The organism is Okeania sp. SIO2C2, assembly GCF_010692625.1.
GTDB lineage: Bacteria > Cyanobacteriota > Cyanobacteriia > Cyanobacteriales > Microcoleaceae > Okeania > Okeania hirsuta.
Window position 1 is genome coordinate 1 of sequence record NZ_JAAHGM010000019.1, and the last position, 19,642, is coordinate 19,642.

Consider the following 19,642-nt stretch of genomic DNA (forward strand, 5'->3'; position numbering starts at 1 on the left):
AAAGAAATAATATCTCCTTATATTCAATTCCGTAGCGGTTTTAACCAGAGGTAATTATCAATTATCAATTATCCATTATCCATTAATGAACTCCTGTCTCCTGTCTCCTGTCTCCTGACTCCTAGATCAAAAAACTTGGTATTTATCAAGATACGCTCAGGGGTTCTATAGGACTTACGCACTGACCATAGATATAGTTATTTGTGGGTGACGCTACGGCTAACACACCCTACCAATAGCGTTCATGCGTAAATCCTGAATTATTTCTCCCTGTTCCCTGTTCCCTGTTCCCTGTTCCCTGTTCCCTCTTTTGAAGGAGATGTCACTATATTGAGAAAGGTAAACCACAGAAAAAATCAAGAATGACCTCAACCCTAGTCCAACCAACCCTCGAATCTCTCAACGCCCCTACTATCCACCAACTACCAAATGGACTTACTATCATTGCCGAATACCTACCAGTTGAAGCAGTTAATCTCAATATTTGGCTAAACGTTGGTTCTGCAGTTGAATCCGAACCAATCAATGGTATGGCCCATTTTCTTGAGCATATAATTTTCAAAGGCACTCCCAAACTCGCTGGTGGTGAATTTGAACGCTTAGTAGAACAACAAGGTGCCGTAATGAACGCCGCCACTAGCCAAGACTACACCCATTTTTACATTACCACTGCTCCTAAAGACTTTGCCAAATTAGCACCTTTGCAGTGGGAAGTACTCCTAAATGCCAGCATTGCAGATGACCCTTTTGAAAGAGAGCGGTCTGTTGTACTAGAAGAAATTCGGCGCTCAGATGATAACCTTAACCGTCGTTGTTACCGAAAAGCGATTGAAACCGCCTTTGAAAAATTACCTTATCGTCGTCCGGTATTAGGTCCGGCTGAAGTTGTTTCTCAACTGCAACCCCAACAAATGCGCGACTTTCATCAGACTTGGTATCAACCTGGTTCTATGACTGCCACTGTAGTCGGAAATTTACCAGTAGAAGAATTAATTGATATAGTCGCCAGTTCATTTACCGAAGCACAAAACAGCAAAAATATTCCAGAAATACCTCCACTACCACCCACAAATAATTTAACCCCAGAGCAACCTTTTACAAAAATAGTTCGCCATGAAGTAGTTGATGAAGCTCTTCAACAAGCAAGGTTAATGATGCTTTGGCGAGTACCTGGGTTAACTCAATTACATGAAACTTATGCCTTAGATGTATTGGCAACTATTTTGAGTCGGGGGAAAACATCTCGCCTGGTGCGTGACTTACGGGAAGAGCGAGGTTTGGTTTATTCTATTGGTGTGAGTAATATGAGTCATCGTCATCAAGGTGTTTTCTATATATCTGCTAGGTTGCCAGAAGAAAATTTAGCTGAAGTAGAAGTAGCGATCGCTCACCACATACATACTATCCAACAAGAGTCGGTGACAGAAACAGAAATTCAACGCATTCGGACATTGGTTGCCAATAGGTTTGTTTTTGCCAATGAGACACCGAGCGATCGAGCTAATTTATATGGTTACTATCACTCAATAGTGGGAGACTTAGCACCTGCGCTCAGTTATCCTCAGAATATTCAGGCACTTGACTCGTCTGATATTCAACAGGCGGCATCAAAATATTTGTCTGTTGATGCTTATGGAGTAATAGCGTTTCGACCTAAGTAAGTGTAAAAATTCGGCGTTGCTGAGGGGCGGGATGAATCTAGAGGGAACGGGCAAATCCCAAAACTTAAGATAGTGAATTAATAGTCGGATGGAATGTTTAAGCATCTCTATTGACTTGGAATAACACAAGGTCTTGCGATGTAAGCGAGCCAAATAATGTCTTAGACCTGTATTTTCTCCCTCTACTCGGGTCATGTAGGTCTTGCTCACTATCTGGTCGCCCGATACGAATATACTGGGGGTACACCTTAAACCCATCAGTAACGTAGAAGAAGCACTGCCACAGTCCAACAATCTGCCATAGAGGTTCAAAAGTCAGAGCACTATGGTCTCCTACCACCCAACCTAATATACCAGCTTGGAAGTGGTCAACTGCTGTCCAGAGCCAGATTTTCTTTTTTTTGAGCCGACAAAAGTTTGTAGTTCGTCAAGGAACCCAACTTCAGGAATTTCGGAGGGTTCATAGGCATCTGGTAACTGTTCTCCCACCTGTCGTAACCATCGGATGACGGTGGTATGATGAATTCCTGTTACCCGTTCTATCCCACGAAAACCCATACCATTGACATACATTTTTAGACAAATGAGACGAGCATCGTCACTGTATCCTAGTTGAGTTTGAGGATTCGATACAAATTGGCGACCGCAATTGACACAAATGTGGTTCTGCTGGCCGCGTCTGCGACCGTTCTTACGGATATGTTTAGATTGGCACTCTGGACATTCCATATTTTTTCCCTTTGACTTGCTCTGTCCCAACCTATCATTCATCCCGCAAATCTGCAACGCCTAAAAGTTAGGTAGTTAGGTAGGGTGCGTTAGGCAGTAATCATATTTGTGGTGAATTACTCTATTGAAAATTTCTGCCGTAACGCACCAAGCAATCAAAATTGGCAGTAATCATATTTGTGGTGAATCACTCTATTGAAAATTTCTGGCGTAATATCATGTCCGGTTGAATAGTTTAATTAAAGCTCTACTACAAACAAAAACTTTTTGATTGCTCATGATCCGGACATCATATAATGCACCGAGGAGTCAAAATTCCCGGCAATTAAGCCATCAGTTACATCCGTTACTAACATGACTTTTGGAAGTCGCCACTACATCTATAGGACTAACTTGAAGACGAAATAATACAACGATCACACTTTAATATCCGGAAAGAGTTATGTCGCTTCATCAAAACTTAATAATTACCCATTCCATAGCAATACATTAGAATCTCGACTCCTAATATATTTGGCTGATTTTGACTACAAAAAACACTGTAGACTTTTTTAAAGATTCGGTAAAGTAGAGCATAAAGGGGTTGCAGAAATTTCGGGGGGGAGGTAGATTAGATTTGTACGCAATCAAAATAAACTTTACTAAGGAGATTTAATTATGTTGAAAAAGCTTTCTATTGCTGCTGCTACTGCTTTAGGCATTGTTCTTGCAGGTGGTACTGCTCAGGCACAAACTTTCGATATTAACGGCACTAATAGTTGGGATAACCTAGGCGATTCTGATAATGAAGTATTGACTCTAGACATTGCTGATGCTCTAGGTATGTCTGGTTCTGCAATTAATTTGTTTGGCGTGGAATGGGATGTAACTATTGAGACCTTTGGAATTTCATGGTTAAGTGAAGCTGATATTCAGATTACTGATACTAGTGGTAACGTATTATTTGATCTTGATCCTGGTACTGGTACCACTGGGACTGATACTTTTGTTGGTAGTGAGTCTTCTTCCTTCTATTTGCCTGATGGTCTAGTCAATGTAGAATTTTATGAGTCTTTTGATGATGTAGGTGATGCAATTGATGCAACTTTCTTAGACACTAGTATATTAACCTTTGATGCTGAATTAACAGAAACAATATTTACTCAGGCACGAACTTTCGATATTAGTGGTACTAACAGTTGGGATAACCTAGGTGATTCTGATAATGAAGTATTAACTCTAGATATTGCTGATGCTTTTGGTCTGGGTTCTGGTTCTGCAGTTAATTTGTTTGGCGTGGATTGGGATCTAACTATTGAGACCTTTGGAGGTTCATGGTTAAGTGAAGCTGTAATTCTATTTAGTGATACCAATGGTAACTCATTATTCTCTCTTACTGCTGGAGCTGGTAATAGTGTTCCCGGAACTGAAACTTTTGTTGATAGTGGGTCTTTCTTGACCCCTATCTTTTTAGCTGATGGTCTAGTCAATATAGAATTTTATGAATCTTTTGATGATGTAGGTGATGCAATTGATGCAACTTACTTAGATACTAGTACATTAACCTTTCATATAGAATCAGAACCAGCAGATGTTCCAGAACCAGCTTTCCTACTCGGTTTTGTTCTATTAGGGGGAGAACTATATCGTAGAAAGCGTACAAATAAAGGTTAAGTAATTCCCAGGTCTGAGAAAGTGATTTCTCTAGAAGCTCTAAGGGTAAGGTAAGACAAAACAGAAGTTCTAACCTTTTGTCTCTTGTGTTCTTACCCTTTTAGTATGAAGAATTTCAACTAGAAATGGTCACGGCGGTAAATATTCTAAGTCAAAAAATTATGAGCAATTCCCTTCAACAAAATTACTATGATGTCGTTATTATCGGGGGAGGACCTGCTGGTAGCACAGCAGGAACACTGTTAAAGAAATATGCCCCTAACTTGCAGGTTCTCATCTTAGAAAAAGAGAAATTTCCCCGTGACCATGTAGGAGAAAGTCAACTTCCAGGAATCAGCAATATTTTGGCGGAAATGGGTTGTTGGGATAAAGTAGAAGCTGCTAATTTCCCCATTAAAATTGGTGCGACCTATCGCTGGGGAAAAGATCCTGACCTTTGGGATTTTGATTTCATTCCGGTTGCAGAATTTAAGGATGAGTCCCGTCCTGCTAAATATAAAGGACAGCGCAAAATTACGGCATTTCAAGTTGATCGAGCAGTCTATGATGATATTTTGCTGCGCCATGCAGAAGAGTTAGGTTGTGAGGTTCAGGAAGAAACAGCAGTAACCAAAGTTGATATTGATGGCGATCGAGTTACCGCTCTACACTTAAGTAACGGACAACAGGTGACAGCTCGCCACTATATTGATGGCTCCGGACATATGGGAGTGCTGCGACGTGCTTTAGGTGTGCAAACCGATATCCCCACACGACTCCAAAATATCGCAATTTGGGATTATTGGACGAATGCAGAATGGGCGGAAGAAATTGGCGTTGGTGGGACTCGTGTTCAAGTCATGAGTTTGAGTCATGGCTGGATTTGGTTTATCCCCCTGGGACCAACTCGTACCAGTATCGGTTTTATTTGTCCTGCTGAACATTATAAAAAACTGAGAAAACGCCCAGAAGAAGTTTATGCTGAAGCATTAAAAAGTGAGCCTCGAATTGCTAATCTGATTACTAATGCTACCAGTCGAAACAAGATTGAAACAACCAAAGACTGGTCTTTTCTAGCCCAACGAATGGTAGGGGAAAACTGGTTTTTAGCTGGTGAATCAGCCGGTTTTGCCGATCCAATCTTAGCTGCGGGGATGACTCTCACTCACTCTAGTGCTAGAGAAGTAGCTTATACCATTCTTGAGTTAGAACGAGGAAAGCATGATTCAGGTTGGCTGAAAACGCACTATGAGCAAACTCAGCAAAGACGGATTAAACAGCACATCCAGTTTGCTGACTACTGGTATGCAGCCAATGGACAATTTACTGATTTGAAAAAACACTGTCGAGATATTGCCAAAGACTCAGGTCTACGGTTAAGTCCAGATGAAGCTTTCCGGTGGCTTGCCCAGGGTGGATTTACGAACGACCACATTGAACAGCCAGTGATTGGTGGTTTTGACCCAGGTTCTATGAAACATGTTTTACAAAAATTTGCCCAGCAGAAAGCTAAATGGCAAATTGATGGTTTTAATATCTTTAAGCTTAACTTGAAAGGTGCTCAAGAAGATTTTATTCCTCACTATTCCCAGGGAGAAATTAAACGAATCAAGTGTTATGTTAGAGGTAATGATCGTTTGCCGATAGCAGGTTACTATGACCTAATTTTTAAGGTTTTAAGCCAAACTTCAGATATTAGAGAGATCGCCAATGTAGTTAAAGTATTTTGTCAAAAGAAATTTTCCTCATCTCAACATGCACGCATCGCATTCAATCAAGTTTTTCAGTGTTTAGATGTGCTTGTCAATGAGGGATGGGTGAAAGCACAATTGGATAAGAAGAAGCCAAAGCTCACCATGACTATGCCAGAAGAGACTACTCATATTCACTCCCATCAATAAGATTAAGGGGCGAGCGGTAGTAACCTAAAGAAGTTTACCTCAACTTCGTTTTGCAGATTATTGGTATGCTGCAAATGGTCCGTTTAGTGACTTACAAAAACATTATAATTAATAATTAATAATTATTAATTAAATAATTCAGCTTGATTCGCCTCCCCTTTCAAGGGGAAAAATCGGTCGTTAGCGTAGCTTCCCGAAGGGTGGGATGGCGTACTTCGGAGCGGGTCTGCAAGAACGGGTCTCCTCGCCATATCCAATCGACCAAGAGAGCGGTCGTTTTGCTAGCGCAAAGCTCCGCTAACGTCTATCGCCGACATATTTGCACAGCATTCCGTAGGAAAAAGCGGAGCTTTCGGTAGGATGGGATGGCGAGGAAACCTCGCTATATCCAATCAACCAAGAGAAAAGTGCTATGATATTTCCTGATATTCAATCAAGCACCGTTTTAACCAGAGGTAATTAGGGCTTGCTGATTAAATCTAAAAGTATTTACAGATAAAGGTTTTAGCCTTTTTGGGGCCTTTAAAAAGTGCGCCTGTTTCAGCTCTTGACGCTCAAAAAGGAGCGTATTTTAGGCTCATAGTTGGGCAGAACAATCTTGGGACAATTCTTATCTTACTCCTATCTCCTCGCTCCCGACCCATTTCTCCCCTCCTGGGAGGGGGAGGGGCGAGGGGTGGGTTGTCTCCTGTCTTCCCCTCCTGGGAGGGGGAGGGGTGAGGGGTGGGTTGTCTCCTGTCTCCTACCCTTACCCATAAGACTTTTTCAGCAAACCCTAATTATCCATTATCCATTAATGAAGGTGTGTCTCCCAATCTTGATATTTCGGCCAAAAATTCCTTGCTCTCCAACTTCGGGAGTCTGTAGAAGTAGCGACTTTCGTTTGGCCTCCCCCGCTCCTGACTCCTGACTTTTTAGCCCAAGTGTCCCATCTCCGAGTTGAGTCTAGAGCCAGAGTGTACTATGCTGCTGATTAGCTATTTCCTAGTTATCATTAACCTAGCATGGAACTTAAAGACTTTCTGGGGACAGACCTTAAATACGACGTCAAAACTCTCGCCGATGATGAACACCTCACCCGTGAGATTCAGGCCATACTCATTGACCTAAATATGCTTAACCCTCCAATAGATGGCATATTTGGCCCATTAACCACAGCAGCACTTCATCGATTTCAAGTAGATCAAAAAAGTGGTGAAGCTGGATATTTAGGGGAGAAAACTATCAAAAAATTGTTCGATGCAAAAGAAGTAAATATTCCTGCATCTCTAATCATATTAAAAACGAAAAAAGACACTATCCTGAAATCAAGACCCCTTCAATCTTCTCAATTAACTGAGTCAGAAAAACATCATATCCCTGCTAATCAAGAGTTTGAACTTTTAGCTTACGCTACAGTGAGAAACCACTTCCGGATTGCCTTTCGTAACCATAAACACAACAGTTCAGGAATTTGGTATATCCATGAAAAACACATCGAAATTTATGAAAATCATCAAATTGTGCATCCTAAGCACAAACCAAATACTATCAGAATTAAAGTTCCCTACAAACCAAAACTAGACAATTGGTATAATCCCACAGGTTTATGTAATATTACTTCAATCGCTTCCTGTTTAGAGTTTTTGCAGGCTAATCGTAGGTCTAATTATGGTCAATTTGAAGATGAACTTTATGAATATGCTTTAAGTCAAGGTTACAGTCGTCATAATCCACATCATTTAGTTAAAATTGTTAGAGATTATGGATGTCAAGATACTTTTAAAACTAATGCTACTATTGAAGAAGTTCAAGACTACCTAATAGCAGGAAATCCTGTGGCTATACATAGTTATTTTACTTCTTTTGGTCATCTGATTGTCGGTGTTGGTTTTGATAATGAAGGATTATTTATCCATGACCCCTATGGGGAATGGTTTTCTACTGGATATCGTACTGACCTAAGTGGTGCTTATTTACATTATTCTTATCGATTCATTCGGAATGTTTGTATGCCAGATGGGAGTTTCTGGGTACATTTTATTTCAAAGTAGAAGAAGGAAGAAGGGGCGTTGCTGAAGCGCGTGTATGATATTAATCTTAATTACTTAGGAGACAGGAGACAGTCCTCAGGAGTCAGGAGGGAAGAAGCAAAAAGGTTTTATTTATCTAGGAAAGAAGGCTTAAAAGCACGAAAAGACCTATATTTTCCTTAGATATTCACCCTTTGATTTACATGAACAATATCAATAGATAATGATATAAATTTTGAAAAAAAATAGGGAAATGATAGAGATAGTTTTCTAATTATTGGCGTGGATATTTTGAAGCATCTAGCATCTATACTTCGAGATTATTTGTAGTATTTTTTTTCAAACTGGTATAAAACCTAAAACCTACCATCTAAAACCTTTTCTATTTTCATACTTAAATCTAACCAAGTTGACCGAGTAACGAGTAATAGGAGCGCTTGTAGAAATATCATCTACTCCTATTTCGGCAAAATTCCTAATAGTTTCCAGGGTAATATTTCCCGAAGCTTCTATTTTAATCTGACTATTATTTTGCCAAATCATTTTAACTGCTTGCTCCATAACTTCAACAGACATATTGTTGAACATAATAATATCTGCCTGATGCTCTAAATTAGTCTTTACCTCTACTAATGTTTCTGTTTCTATTTCAATAGTAAAAGGATAAGGGATTGTTTCTTTTACTTTGGCGATCGCTTCCCCAATACCTCTAGCACCAGAAGTTAAAATACCCTAGCTGCGATGGCTAAACCTGCGATGACTACTATTTCCTTTACTAACCAATGGCCTATTTCTAGAATTATTTCATCTCCTACAAATAGGCCAGAAGTTGTGCGATCGCCCCTGTCAATATCTTCTTAGGAACCCATTTTTTAATAAATTGTCTAATATTACTTTTGGTGATATAACAAGTTTAATCGTTTTGTCTAAAGAGAGTTGGTTTACCTGAAATATCAATAATTTTATGTAAATCCAAGCTCTCAGTAGAATATAATTAGTGTGAATTCCGACTATAATTATAACCTCTCTGTCTCCAGCAATGCCCTCCGCATAGCATTTAGGCTTTCTTCTTGATCCACCAGACGGTTTAGAGCTAATACAATATCATCAGGAACTCCTAAAAGTTTAGCTGCTTTTTTGACTGCCATTTGTTCTTGAGTGGCGAATTCCGAATCTGCTCTACACATTTGAATGGCATCAAAAATTAATGTCCTAGGAACACTAAAAGGCACATCACATTTATTAATATCAGGAACTAGCTCTTCCAAGTTAGCATTTTTATAGTCAAATACTTTGTATGCCTCAATAATTTCTTCTGGCACATTTATAGAACGTTGATGATTTATTAACCCATTCATTTCTGCTTCGCTAACTTCTCCATCTGCTCCAGCAATAGTCAACATCCCATACCCATATTTAAGAGTAGCTATTTCATCTGCATAGGATCAACCATATGTCTGTTGATAAAATTCAGGAAATTCTACTTTTTTTCCAGATAAATCGCTCATAGTTATTAGTAATGAGGAATAAGATTAGTCTTCAGGATAGTATCATAACTATAATCAATCTCATTTGTGTTTATCATTATTTCAACATTTTGATGACAGTTTAATGAAAGTACAAACGTTTTATGGAATCTCCTTACCGAATAATAAAGGTTTAAAGCCTCCTTTAAAAAAGAAAAAATTTTCACGCTCCGCGTCAATCCTCCCTCCCTCTTTTTTTCAAGGAGATGTATTTGTTAATTATTAATTATTAATTGTTGAATCTACCCTGTGCTTCATCTAGCTGAAAACCGCTATAAATTAAATTAAATTCACCAAAAAACAAAGGCTCCCTCGTATCGTTGAGAGAACCTTTGTTCATATTTAACCTGGCATCGCGCTATTTTACCGGGCGGCTACCCACCGAGTATCTTCGCCACCGTAGCGTTTAACTTCCGAGTTCGGGATGGATCGGAGTTGGTCCACTACGTCATAGACACCAGGAAAAGCTGATCATGATATAAATTAATTATTTTTGCCTTAAACTATTTAAGTTGTTGGGCGCTTTCTTTTCCTTACGTTTACTACTATAAATATCTTTTTCAGAAATGTCAACCCCCTAAGCAAATTTTTTTTAATCTCTGAATTTTAGGCCAAGGGGAGTGGGGGAGTGGGGGAGTAGGGGAGCAGGGGAGTAGGGGAGTAGGGAAGTAGAGGAGCAGGGGAGCAGGGGAGAAATTCAGATAAATCAAGGTAATTATCCATTACCCATTATCCATTATCCATTATCCATTATTGAATCCCCTCTTTCTCATACCATTTAACCACCTGTTGCACCGTCAAATCTTGGAGTGGTACACCAAATTCTTGAGAAACCTCTTTTAAAGGACGTAACGAGGAGATGACTAACCTAGTAAAAAAGCTCTCAAAGTTAGCATCTACATCTAAATGTTCCTTAATATTCTCGTCCTTTTGAATCCAAGTAGTTATTTGCTCTGAGGGTATTTCTTCTGGAGCTAAACCTGTTTCTTCTGCTATTTGCTTCAGACACCTCAATGAATAAATGGCCAGTCGCGTTGAAAACTTGTCTTTGGAAGTTAGGAGCGCCCCATCAACTTGAGCAGATTCCTCCGCTGTTAAAAATTCCATAGATTGTTGCATATTAATTTTTGATTTTATATTTTTGATTCAGGAGAAAAGGGGAGTGGCTCACACTGATTATGGCACGGATATACGGATACGGAAGGGAGGACCGGGAGTAGGGGAATGGGGGAGTAGGGGAGATTGAAGTAATTATAGAATGGTCAACACATATCATATTTATCAAAATAATATGGGTCTAAAACCCCGCCTTGACTGGCGATCAGGTTTTTGGAGCAAAGCTCAAATCCTCGTTACAAAAATAACTTCTGACTTCTGACTTCGTTAAATAACCGGATTCTATATCAGAATTAGACTACTCATTCTTATAGCAAGGTTAGGACAGAAACTGATGATAAAGGAAATGTTTCCCCCTATTCCCTATTCCCTATTCCCTGTTCCCTGTTCCCTCTCTTAGTTATTAAATAACCACAACGATGTTCTCCATTAACAATCCAATGAGTTCTCTCCACAGTACAATCAGGCAGTACAGCACCAAACATCTCTAACTCATGGCCACAAACACTGGGAAAAGATTCGGCCACACTGGAGATAGCACAGTTGTGCTCCATAAATATGTAGCGTTCAACGGGCAACTGTGGTTCCCCTATTTCTGCTGAGGAAGCTGAATCACTTTTGACTTTTGAATTCTGAATTTTGAGCGATCGCTCGTCCACTTCCTGAGATTCTACAGGATACCACTCTGCCATGAAACCCTCTGCTTTGCGGAGTTCTACTAAATGGGCTACGCGTTCCTGCACTTTTCCTGTCCCTAATAGTTGGCGATAGTGCATTGCTTTACGCTGCCATTGTTTGTGGAATACTTGACTGAGTTGGTCCTGGCCAATAGTTTCGGCTAAGGTGTCGAGGAAGGAAACAGCAAATTCATCATAATTATGGGGAAAGCGATCGCGTCCTTGGGTGGTCAATTCATAAATATGTTGTGGCCTTCCCATCCCGGTTTGTACTGACTTATATATAATCAGTCCTTCTGCTTCTAAGTCTTTTAAATGGCGACGTATAGCTTGGGGGCTAATTTCTAAAGATTCTGCTAACTCTAAGGCGGTGGCTTGAGTTCGCTTCATTAAATGTTGTAGGATTTCTTGTTTGGTCGAATTTTGTTGGGTAATTTCCATTTTGTCAAAAAAAATACTTAAATTGGACTTTGACAATATCATTGTTGTTAATGTAACCTAAAATAGACTTAAGCAACAAATAAGTTGTTTAAGTGGTCGCTAAAGGCCATCTAAATTACTAAAGAAGTAAATATAACTAGGAAATAAATACAATGACTGCTAAAGTAACAACCTTAGTTAATCAACCTTATAAGTATGGTTTCGTTACCGATATCGAATCAGAAACTATTCCTCGTGGACTGAGCGAAGATGTAGTTCGTCTGATATCTGCTAAAAAAAATGAGCCAGAGTTTATGCTCAACTTTCGTCTGAAAGCATATCGAAAGTGGCTACAAATGAAGGAACCAATTTGGGCACAGGTTGACTATCCACAAATAGATTATCAGAATATTATTTACTATTCTGCGCCAAAAGTTCAAGATAAGAAGAAAAGTCTGGATGAAGTAGATCCTACTTTGTTAGATACTTTTGAGAAACTTGGCATTCCCCTTTCGGAGCAGAAGCGTCTGAGTAATGTTGCGGTTGATGCTGTATTTGATAGTGTTTCTGTTGCGACTACTTTTAAGGAGAAACTTGCTGAAGATGGTGTGATTTTTTGTTCTATTTCTGAAGCAGTGCAGGAATATCCAGAGTTGGTGGAAAAATATCTTGGTAGTGTTGTACCTGTAGGGGATAATTTTTTTGCTGCTCTTAATTCTGCTGTATTTAGTGATGGTTCTTTTGTCTTTATTCCTAAAGGTGTAAAATGTCCGATGGATCTTTCTACTTACTTCAGAATTAATAATGGAGACGCTGGTCAGTTTGAGCGGACTTTAATTGTTGCTGAGGAGGGTAGTTCGGTAACATATTTGGAGGGTTGTACTGCTCCAATGTTTGATACTAACCAACTTCATGCTGCTGTAGTTGAACTTGTTACTCTTGATAATGCTGAGATTAAATATTCGACGGTGCAAAACTGGTTTGCTGGTGACGAAAATGGTAAGGGTGGTATTTATAATTTTGTGACTAAGCGCGGTTTGTGCAAGGGAGTAAATTCTAAAATTTCTTGGACGCAGGTAGAAACTGGTTCTGCTATTACTTGGAAGTATCCTAGTTGTGTGTTGGTGGGAGACAACTCTGTGGGAGAATTTTATTCTGTTGCTCTGACTAATAATAAGCAGCAAGCAGATACAGGTACAAAAATGGTGCATATTGGCAAAAATACTCGCAGTACAATTATTTCTAAGGGTATTTCTGCTGGCAAATCTGCTAATAGTTATCGTGGTTTGGTAAAAATGGGGTCTGGTTCTAAGGGGTCGCGGAATTATTCTCAATGTGACTCAATGTTAATTGGCGATCGCGCTCAAGCAAATACTTTTCCTTATATTCAAGTAGATAATAATACTGCTAAGGTTGAGCATGAAGCTTCTACTTCTAAAATTGGTGAAGATCAACTTTTCTATTTTACTCAACGGGGTATTTCTGCTGAAGATGCGGTATCTATGATTATTAGTGGTTTCTGTAAGGATGTTTTTAATGAGTTGCCTATGGAATTTGCTGTTGAAGCTGACAAATTATTGAGTTTGAAATTAGAAGGAACAGTTGGATAATGGATAATTAATAATTAATAATTAATAATTAATAATTAATAATTAATAATTAATAATTAATAATTAATAATTAGGTGTTGCACAGTGACGAATGATTTGATATTTTTGATTGAATTGGATTGTAGATTTGAGAATTGCTAGAATGATTAATATGAGGTTTTTTTAGTCAAAATCTAAACCAATTTTTGGCAGTATCATTCCATAATGTGCAACCCCAATAATTATTAATGGATAATTGGTAATTATGAAAAATAATGTAGTCAAAGAAAAATCATTTGCATTTGCACTACGAATTGTTAAACTGTCAAAACACCTTAATCAAGAGAAACAGGAGTATGTTTGATCAAAGCAATTACTTCGTAGTGGTACAGCAATTGTTGCTTTGGTGCGTGAAGCTGAATACGCTGAAAGTCCTGCCGACTTTGTACATAAAATGGCTATTGCTCTAAAAGAGGTCAATGAAACTCTGTATTGGTTAGAGCTATTACATCAAGGAAATTACATTGATGTCAAAGGGTTTGACTCAATTAATCAAGACTGCATAGAACTCTTAAAACTTCTGACAGCTATTGTCAAATCGACCAAATCAAATAATTATTAATTATTTATTATTAATTATTCATTATTTACGGATGACGGCTATTGTTAAATCGACCAAATCAAATAATTATTAATTATTTATTATTAATTATTCATTATTTACGGATGACGGCTATTGTTAAATCAGCAAAATCAAAAAACCAATAAAAAGTTATCAATTATTCATTATCAATTACAAAAGAGGTATATATGATTAAAGAAAATAGCGAAGTTATTTTATCTGTTAAAAATTTAACTGCTAATGTAGAAGGAAAGGAGATTCTTAAAGGCTTAAATTTAGAAATAAAAGCTGGAGAAATTCATGCCATTATGGGTCCGAATGGTTCCGGGAAAAGTACATTTTCTAAAGTATTAGCAGGTCATCCTGCCTACGAAGTTACAGGGGGAGAAATTACATTTTTAGGCAAAAAATTATTAGAAATGGAACCTGAAGAACGTTCATTAAATGGCATTTTTTTGGCATTTCAATATCCCCTAGAAATTCCTGGAGTTAGTAATTTAGACTTTTTAAGAGTTGCTTATAATACTAAACGTAAACATCAGGGATTAGAAGAATTAGACGCTTTTGATTTTGACGATTTAGTGCAGGATAAATTAGATATTGTCAAGATGAAACCAGAGTTTTTAGACCGGAGTGTAAATGAAGGTTTTTCTGGGGGAGAAAAAAAGCGAAATGAAATCTTACAAATGGCATTGTTAGATCCAAAATTAGCAATTTTAGATGAGACTGACTCAGGGTTAGATATTGATGCTTTGAGAATAGTAGCAAATGGAGTAAATGAATTAGCAAATGAATCAAATTCTCTGTTAGTAATTACTCACTACCAACGTTTATTAAACTATATTGTGCCAGACTTTGTTCATGTAACAGAAGGCGGTAGAATTATTAAAACTGGTACAAAAGAATTAGCATTAGAGTTAGAAGAAAAAGGTTACGATGATTTGATTGAAGAAGCAAAAGTGGGAGTGTGAAAAATATGCAAGTGTCCGTAAAACCAGAGATATCTTATTTAGATAAGTTACTGAAAGAGTGTTGTAAAGGAGTATCTCCAACGGTACCGCCAGAATTTCCTCTAGATGGAAATATGGCAAGTTGGTTACAGCAAGTACGCGATCGCGCAGGAACCTGGGTGCGTGAGTTGGCCTTTCCGACAAAGCAAGATGAAGAATGGCGCTTTTCTGACTTGTCTGCAATGATGAAGTTAGATTTTCAAGCACCTGCACCAGTAAATTTGGATGCGTTGAATATTACTCCTTTTATTTTGCCGGAAGCAATAGACAGTCGGTTGGTATTTGTGAATGGGGTATTTGCGCCAAAGTTATCATCAGTCGAAGGTTTGACAGATCGAGTGTTTGTCGGAAACCTAGGGCAGTTACCTCCCGAATATCAAGACCGCATCGGAGATTATTTGGGGCAACAACAGGGAAGCAAGGAAGTATTTACATCCCTAAATACTGCTGGTTTAACTGATGCAGCAGTGGTATGGTTGCCAAAAAATCAAGTTGTGGAAAAACCAATACATCTATTATTTATTGCGACTCAGACCGACATTCCCATCTTGACTCAGCGTCGTTGTTTGGTAGTAGCGGAGCGTAACAGTAGTGCGACAATAATTGAGCATTGCGTTACAGCAGAAGTTATTTGTCCGGAAGCACCTAGTTCTCACTCCTATCTGACAAATACAGTTACAGAAATATGGGTAGAGGAAAATGCCGAAATTAATCATACTCGCGTACAACGAGATGCAGGTGCAGCATTTCATATCGGCAAAACAGCGATCGCTCAAGCTAAGAATAGTCGCTATACTTGCAATGCTATCCATTTAGGAGGAAGGTTATCTCGTCATAATTTGGAAGTTTCTCAAATGGGAGAGGGTACAGAAACTAATCTTTATGGTTTGGCATTTATTGGTAATGAGCAAGAAGCGGATACTCACAGTGCCATTATTTTGAATCATCCCAATGGTGTGACTGATCAAGTTTATAAATCTATTGTTGATGACAAAGCACATTCTATATTTAATGGCAAAGTCTATGTTTCTCAAACTGCCCAGTTGACTAATGCAGCTCAGTTAAATCGTAATTTGTTACTTTCTTCTGATGGGAGGGTTGATACAAAACCGCAGTTAGAAATTATTGCAGATAATGTCCAATGTTCTCATGGTGCAACTGTTAGTCAGTTGGATGATGATGAAGTGTTTTATTTGCAAAGTCGAGGTTTGAATGAAGAAGTAAGTCGTAACTTATTAATTGATGCTTTTGCGGCAGAAATTCTTAACAAGTTGCCACTACCTTCTTTGCAACAGATTTTAAAACAATGTGTTGCTTGTAAAGTGTAAAAGAAGGAGTCAGGAGTCAGGAGTCAGGAGTCAGAATATTATCAAAACAATCTATTCAATAATTGATAATTGATAATGGATAATTGATAATTACCTTTCCCTAAAAGGAAGAGGATTGAATAAAAGGAAAATTTTTTCTTGTTTCTCCTTGCTCATAAGAGAATTTTTACCTTAATTATTCGGTAATATCATGTCCGGTTAAATAGTTACACTTTGGATGAAGGAAGGAGGAAGAAGGTTGGTTTACAGAACTTTTGAGGAAGTGTGAGGTAGAGTTTAATACTAATCTCTATTCCCTATTCCCGAAATTCGTAAAACTTTGTACTTCATCAACTCCAAAACTGCTGTAAAAGTTGATTTAGACTTATGTAATAGAAAAAGATAATCTTTGAAAATTGGGAGGAACATTTTTAGTCAACATCTAGTAGATGAGAAACATTAGGATAGTAGACCTTTGATTTTTCAACGGGGCAAATTTTGTCTTTTGCCAGATTGGAAAATTGCCAGGAATATTTTGAGTAAAAATCTATCTAATAGATGAGGAACATCAGCAAAAGTAGACCTTTGATTTTTCAACTGGGTAAAATATCTAAAGGATTTGAGAATTTTCCCTTTTTGTCTTTTGCCAGATTTGAAATATTGACAGGAATATTTTGAGTAAAAATCTAATAGATGAGAAATATCAGCAAAAGTAAACCTTTGATTTTTCAACTGGGCAAAATATCTAAAAAATAAGGAAGGAGGAAGAAGGAAGAAAGTAGGAGGAAGAAGGTAGGTTTACAGAACTTTTGAGGAAGGGTGAGGTAGAGTTTAATACTAATCTCTATTCCCTATTCCCGAAATTCGTAAAACTTTGTACTTCATCAACTCTAAAACTGCTGTAAAAGTTGATTTAGACTTATGTCATGGAAAAAGATAATCTTGGAAAATAGCCAGGAGTATTTTTAGTCAACATCTCATCTAATAGATGAGAAACATCAGGAAATAAACTTGAAATTTGTTAACCCTGAAGACAAAAGTCCTAATTTCAACCTTCTTACTACTTCAAGTAAACAGATTTAAAATCAGTCAAAAACAAAATCTTACTTCAAAGAAAAATGACTATTATTCAAGAAAAAACATTAGGTGAAAAAGTACGGGAAGAATTTCCGATTTTAAATCAGGAAATAAATGGTAAACCACTGGTTTATTTAGATAATGCTGCTACTTCCCAAAAACCCCTAGCAGTTATTAATATTTGGCAAGAATATTACCTGAAATATAATTCTAATGTGCATCGTGGTATTCATACCTTAAGCTCAAAAGCAACAGATGCTTATGAAGGAGCAAGAGATAAAGTAGCTTCTTTTGTAAATGCAGCATCTCGGAATGAAATTGTTTATACTCGAAATGCTAGTGAAGCAATTAATTTAGTCGCCTATTCTTGGGGTTTAAATAATCTCAAAGCAGGAGATGAAATTATTGTCTCAGTTATGGAACATCATAGTAATTTTGTTCCCTGGCAAATGGTTGCTCAAAAAACTGGAGCAGTTTTAAAATTCGTAGAGCTAACCAAGACCGGAGAATTTGATTTTGAACAATATAAAACTCTAGTTTCAGATAAAACAAAATTAGTAGCAGTTGCCCATATTTCTAATGTTTTAGGCTGTCAAAATCCAGTGCAAAAAATCTGCGCGGTCGCTCATCAATATGGAGCTAAAGTATTAATAGATGCTTGCCAAAGTGTTCCTCATATCACAGTAGATGTACGGGAAATAGATTGTGATTGGTTAGTAGCTTCCGGTCATAAAATGTGTGCCCCTACTGGTATCGGTTTTCTCTATGGAAAATTAGAATTATTAGAGGAAATGCCTCCATTTTTAGGAGGAGGTGAAATGATTTCCGAAGTATTTTTTGACCATTCCACCTATGCAGAATTACCCCATAAATTTGAAGCAGGAACACCAGCTATTGGAGAAGCGATCGCCCTTGGTGCAGCAGTAGATTATCTGACAAATATAGGTATGGAAAAAATCCATAATTATGAAGCAGAATTAACTACTTATTTATTTGAAAGATTGAATCAAATTCCGGAAGTTACTATTTATGGGCCTCAACCAAATGAGAAAGGTGAAAGTAGGGCAGCATTAGTATCTTTTACCGTAGAAAGTCTTCATCCCAACGATCTATCAACAATGTTAGATGAAGCAGGTGTAGCAATTCGTTCCGGTCATCATTGCGCCCAACCTTTACATAAATATTTGAATATTTCATCCACAGCTAGAGCAAGTTTATCTTTTTATAATACTCGTGATGATATTGATGCTTTTATTGTTGCTTTGAAAGAAACAATAGAGTTTTTTAGCAATATTATGGGATAACAGAGGAGTCAGGAGTCAGGAGTCAGAAGTCAGGAGGAAAGAAAGAAGTAAGAGGAGGAAAAGGAGAAAGATACAGTAGCTTGGGTTAAGCGGAAGCGCAACCCAACAAATACCTAAACCAAACCTACATGAACAGTTATTTTTCACTCTTAAATTTATGGTTATGGATAGCTTTTAGAAGTTAAAAATGCGAAATATTATGACCGGAGCATAGTTGATTATATTTCTTTGTTTAAGCAGAAATAATGTAAGTTCTGCTAATGTCCTATGTGTTGAATTTTGTTCCTCAACCCAACTTACAAAAGTGAATATAGAATTAAATCATAATTGTAAGAAACCCTTCTGCTTTCTGCCTTCCTTCTACTAAAGTGTAAATATTCAAGCGGACATGATATGAGAGACTGGAATCTAAATAAACTGATAGTTATTAACTTAATTGTTTTGAATATTGCGATTATTTTTCTAGCGGTGGCGTTAATTTTTTCACCTAATAGGACTTTCGCAACTTCTATTCCTGAAACTACATCTAAAATAGAACAAAAAATTGAGGCGATCGATTCAGAAAAGTTAAGTCAAGGTAGAGGTAGAAAATATGAATATAAGGTTGAATATCAATTTGGTTTTCCTCAAAGTAATGAAGAAAGAGACCGCTATATAGAAGCTTTAAACGATGCGGGTAAAGATGGATGGGAATTAACTCAAACTGACGTTGTTTTTAATCCTTCTAGTGGGCGAGGATTATATATTCTGATATTTAAAAAAGATAAATAGTTGAAGAAGGAAGAAGGAAGGAAGGAAGAAAAAATGGATGGGGACTCAAACTCCAACTAATTGTAAATACTCCCGTTGACCGTGGGATATTAAACCCAAAAGAAAAGGAAGAAGGAAGAAGGAAGAAAGAAGAAGGAAGGAAGAAAAAATGGATGGGGACTCAAACTCCAACTAATTGTAAATACTCTCGTTAACGGTAGGGTATTAAACCCAAAATAACCAAAATGAAAAGATAATCAAGATGATTATTTATAAGTTACAGCACTTTTGAGGATAGCGAGGTACAGT

14 protein-coding genes, 1 rRNA gene and 3 pseudogenes are annotated in these 19,642 nt (G+C 37.7%); 11 read left to right on the plus strand and 7 right to left on the minus strand.

The genetic code is table 11. The features are described from left to right. The first annotated feature begins 362 nt into the window (after window positions 1–362). Window positions 363–1,661, plus strand: coding sequence for a pitrilysin family protein (locus tag F6K18_RS17115; RefSeq protein WP_287522434.1), 1,299 nt, complete (start codon window positions 363–365; stop codon window positions 1,659–1,661). Here the strand turns inward: F6K18_RS17115 and F6K18_RS17120 are convergent. Beyond that, window positions 1,608–2,390, minus strand: a pseudogene (locus F6K18_RS17120) (IS1 family transposase). The gene F6K18_RS17115 and the pseudogene F6K18_RS17120 overlap by 54 nt on opposite strands. A 657-nt stretch (window positions 2,391–3,047) precedes the next feature. On the opposite strand from F6K18_RS17120, the gene F6K18_RS17125 reads away from it, so the two are divergent. Both F6K18_RS17125 and F6K18_RS17130 read left to right on the plus strand, forming a co-directional pair. Next, window positions 3,048–4,043 (plus strand): hypothetical protein, encoded by a 996-nt coding sequence (locus F6K18_RS17125; RefSeq protein WP_287522435.1) that lies wholly within the window; start codon window positions 3,048–3,050, stop codon window positions 4,041–4,043. A 161-nt stretch (window positions 4,044–4,204) separates the two neighbouring features. Beyond that, window positions 4,205–5,923: an NAD(P)/FAD-dependent oxidoreductase gene (locus F6K18_RS17130; RefSeq protein ID WP_287522436.1), complete on the plus strand. Its 1,719-nt coding sequence runs from the start codon at window positions 4,205–4,207 to the stop codon at window positions 5,921–5,923. Between the two features lie 621 nt (window positions 5,924–6,544). Here the strand turns inward: F6K18_RS17130 and F6K18_RS17135 are convergent. Beyond that, window positions 6,545–6,679, minus strand: a complete 135-nt coding sequence (locus F6K18_RS17135; RefSeq protein ID WP_287522437.1) for a hypothetical protein — start codon at window positions 6,677–6,679, stop codon at window positions 6,545–6,547. Between the two features lie 248 nt (window positions 6,680–6,927). Between F6K18_RS17135 and F6K18_RS17140 the strand changes: the two genes are divergently transcribed. Further along, window positions 6,928–7,956 (plus strand): C39 family peptidase, encoded by a 1,029-nt coding sequence (locus F6K18_RS17140; protein WP_287277726.1) that lies wholly within the window; start codon window positions 6,928–6,930, stop codon window positions 7,954–7,956. Between the two features lie 18 nt (window positions 7,957–7,974). Beyond that, a complete protein-coding gene (locus tag F6K18_RS17145; protein ID WP_287522438.1) occupies window positions 7,975–8,118 on the plus strand; it encodes a hypothetical protein in 144 nt (47 codons plus the stop codon). Between the two features lie 173 nt (window positions 8,119–8,291). On the opposite strand, the pseudogene F6K18_RS17150 reads toward F6K18_RS17145, so the two are convergent. The 5 genes and pseudogenes from F6K18_RS17150 to sufR all read right to left on the minus strand — a co-directional run. Beyond that, window positions 8,292–8,649: pseudogene (locus F6K18_RS17150) on the minus strand (nicotinate-nucleotide diphosphorylase); the annotation flags it as partial. Between the two features lie 302 nt (window positions 8,650–8,951). Beyond that, window positions 8,952–9,338: a TerB family tellurite resistance protein gene (locus tag F6K18_RS17155; protein ID WP_287522439.1), complete on the minus strand. Its 387-nt coding sequence runs from the start codon at window positions 9,336–9,338 to the stop codon at window positions 8,952–8,954. Between the two features lie 468 nt (window positions 9,339–9,806). Beyond that, window positions 9,807–9,923 (minus strand): 5S ribosomal RNA (gene rrf / locus F6K18_RS17160). 288 nt (window positions 9,924–10,211) lie between these two features. Beyond that, window positions 10,212–10,580 carry a hypothetical protein gene (locus F6K18_RS17165; protein WP_287522440.1) on the minus strand — a complete coding sequence of 123 codons (369 nt, stop codon included), beginning with the start codon at window positions 10,578–10,580 and terminating at the stop codon, window positions 10,212–10,214. A gap of 353 nt (window positions 10,581–10,933) precedes the next feature. After that, window positions 10,934–11,695, minus strand: coding sequence for an iron-sulfur cluster biosynthesis transcriptional regulator SufR (gene sufR, locus F6K18_RS17170; RefSeq protein ID WP_287522442.1), 762 nt, complete (start codon window positions 11,693–11,695; stop codon window positions 10,934–10,936). 152 nt (window positions 11,696–11,847) lie between these two features. Here sufR and sufB point away from each other — a divergent pair, with 152 nt between their 5' ends. The 6 genes and pseudogenes from sufB (at window position 11,848) to F6K18_RS17200 (ending at window position 19,354) form a co-directional block, all read left to right on the plus strand. After that, a complete protein-coding gene (gene sufB / locus F6K18_RS17175; protein ID WP_287522444.1) occupies window positions 11,848–13,284 on the plus strand; it encodes a Fe-S cluster assembly protein SufB in 1,437 nt (478 codons plus the stop codon). 355 nt (window positions 13,285–13,639) lie between these two features. Beyond that, window positions 13,640–13,885, plus strand: a pseudogene (locus F6K18_RS17180) (four helix bundle protein); the annotation flags it as partial. Between the two features lie 188 nt (window positions 13,886–14,073). Further along, the gene (sufC, locus tag F6K18_RS17185) at window positions 14,074–14,856 is read left to right on the plus strand and encodes a Fe-S cluster assembly ATPase SufC (protein ID WP_287522446.1); all 783 of its coding nucleotides are present in this window, start codon (window positions 14,074–14,076) and stop codon (window positions 14,854–14,856) included. 5 nt (window positions 14,857–14,861) lie between these two features. Continuing rightward, window positions 14,862–16,223 (plus strand): Fe-S cluster assembly protein SufD, encoded by a 1,362-nt coding sequence (gene sufD / locus F6K18_RS17190; protein WP_287522447.1) that lies wholly within the window; start codon window positions 14,862–14,864, stop codon window positions 16,221–16,223. A gap of 1,097 nt (window positions 16,224–17,320) precedes the next feature. Further along, entirely contained in the window at window positions 17,321–18,583 is a 1,263-nt protein-coding gene (locus tag F6K18_RS17195; protein WP_287522448.1) for a SufS family cysteine desulfurase, read from the plus strand. 393 nt (window positions 18,584–18,976) lie between these two features. Further along, window positions 18,977–19,354 carry a DUF4177 domain-containing protein gene (locus F6K18_RS17200; RefSeq protein ID WP_287522449.1) on the plus strand — a complete coding sequence of 126 codons (378 nt, stop codon included), beginning with the start codon at window positions 18,977–18,979 and terminating at the stop codon, window positions 19,352–19,354. The last annotated feature ends 288 nt before the right edge of the window (window positions 19,355–19,642 follow it).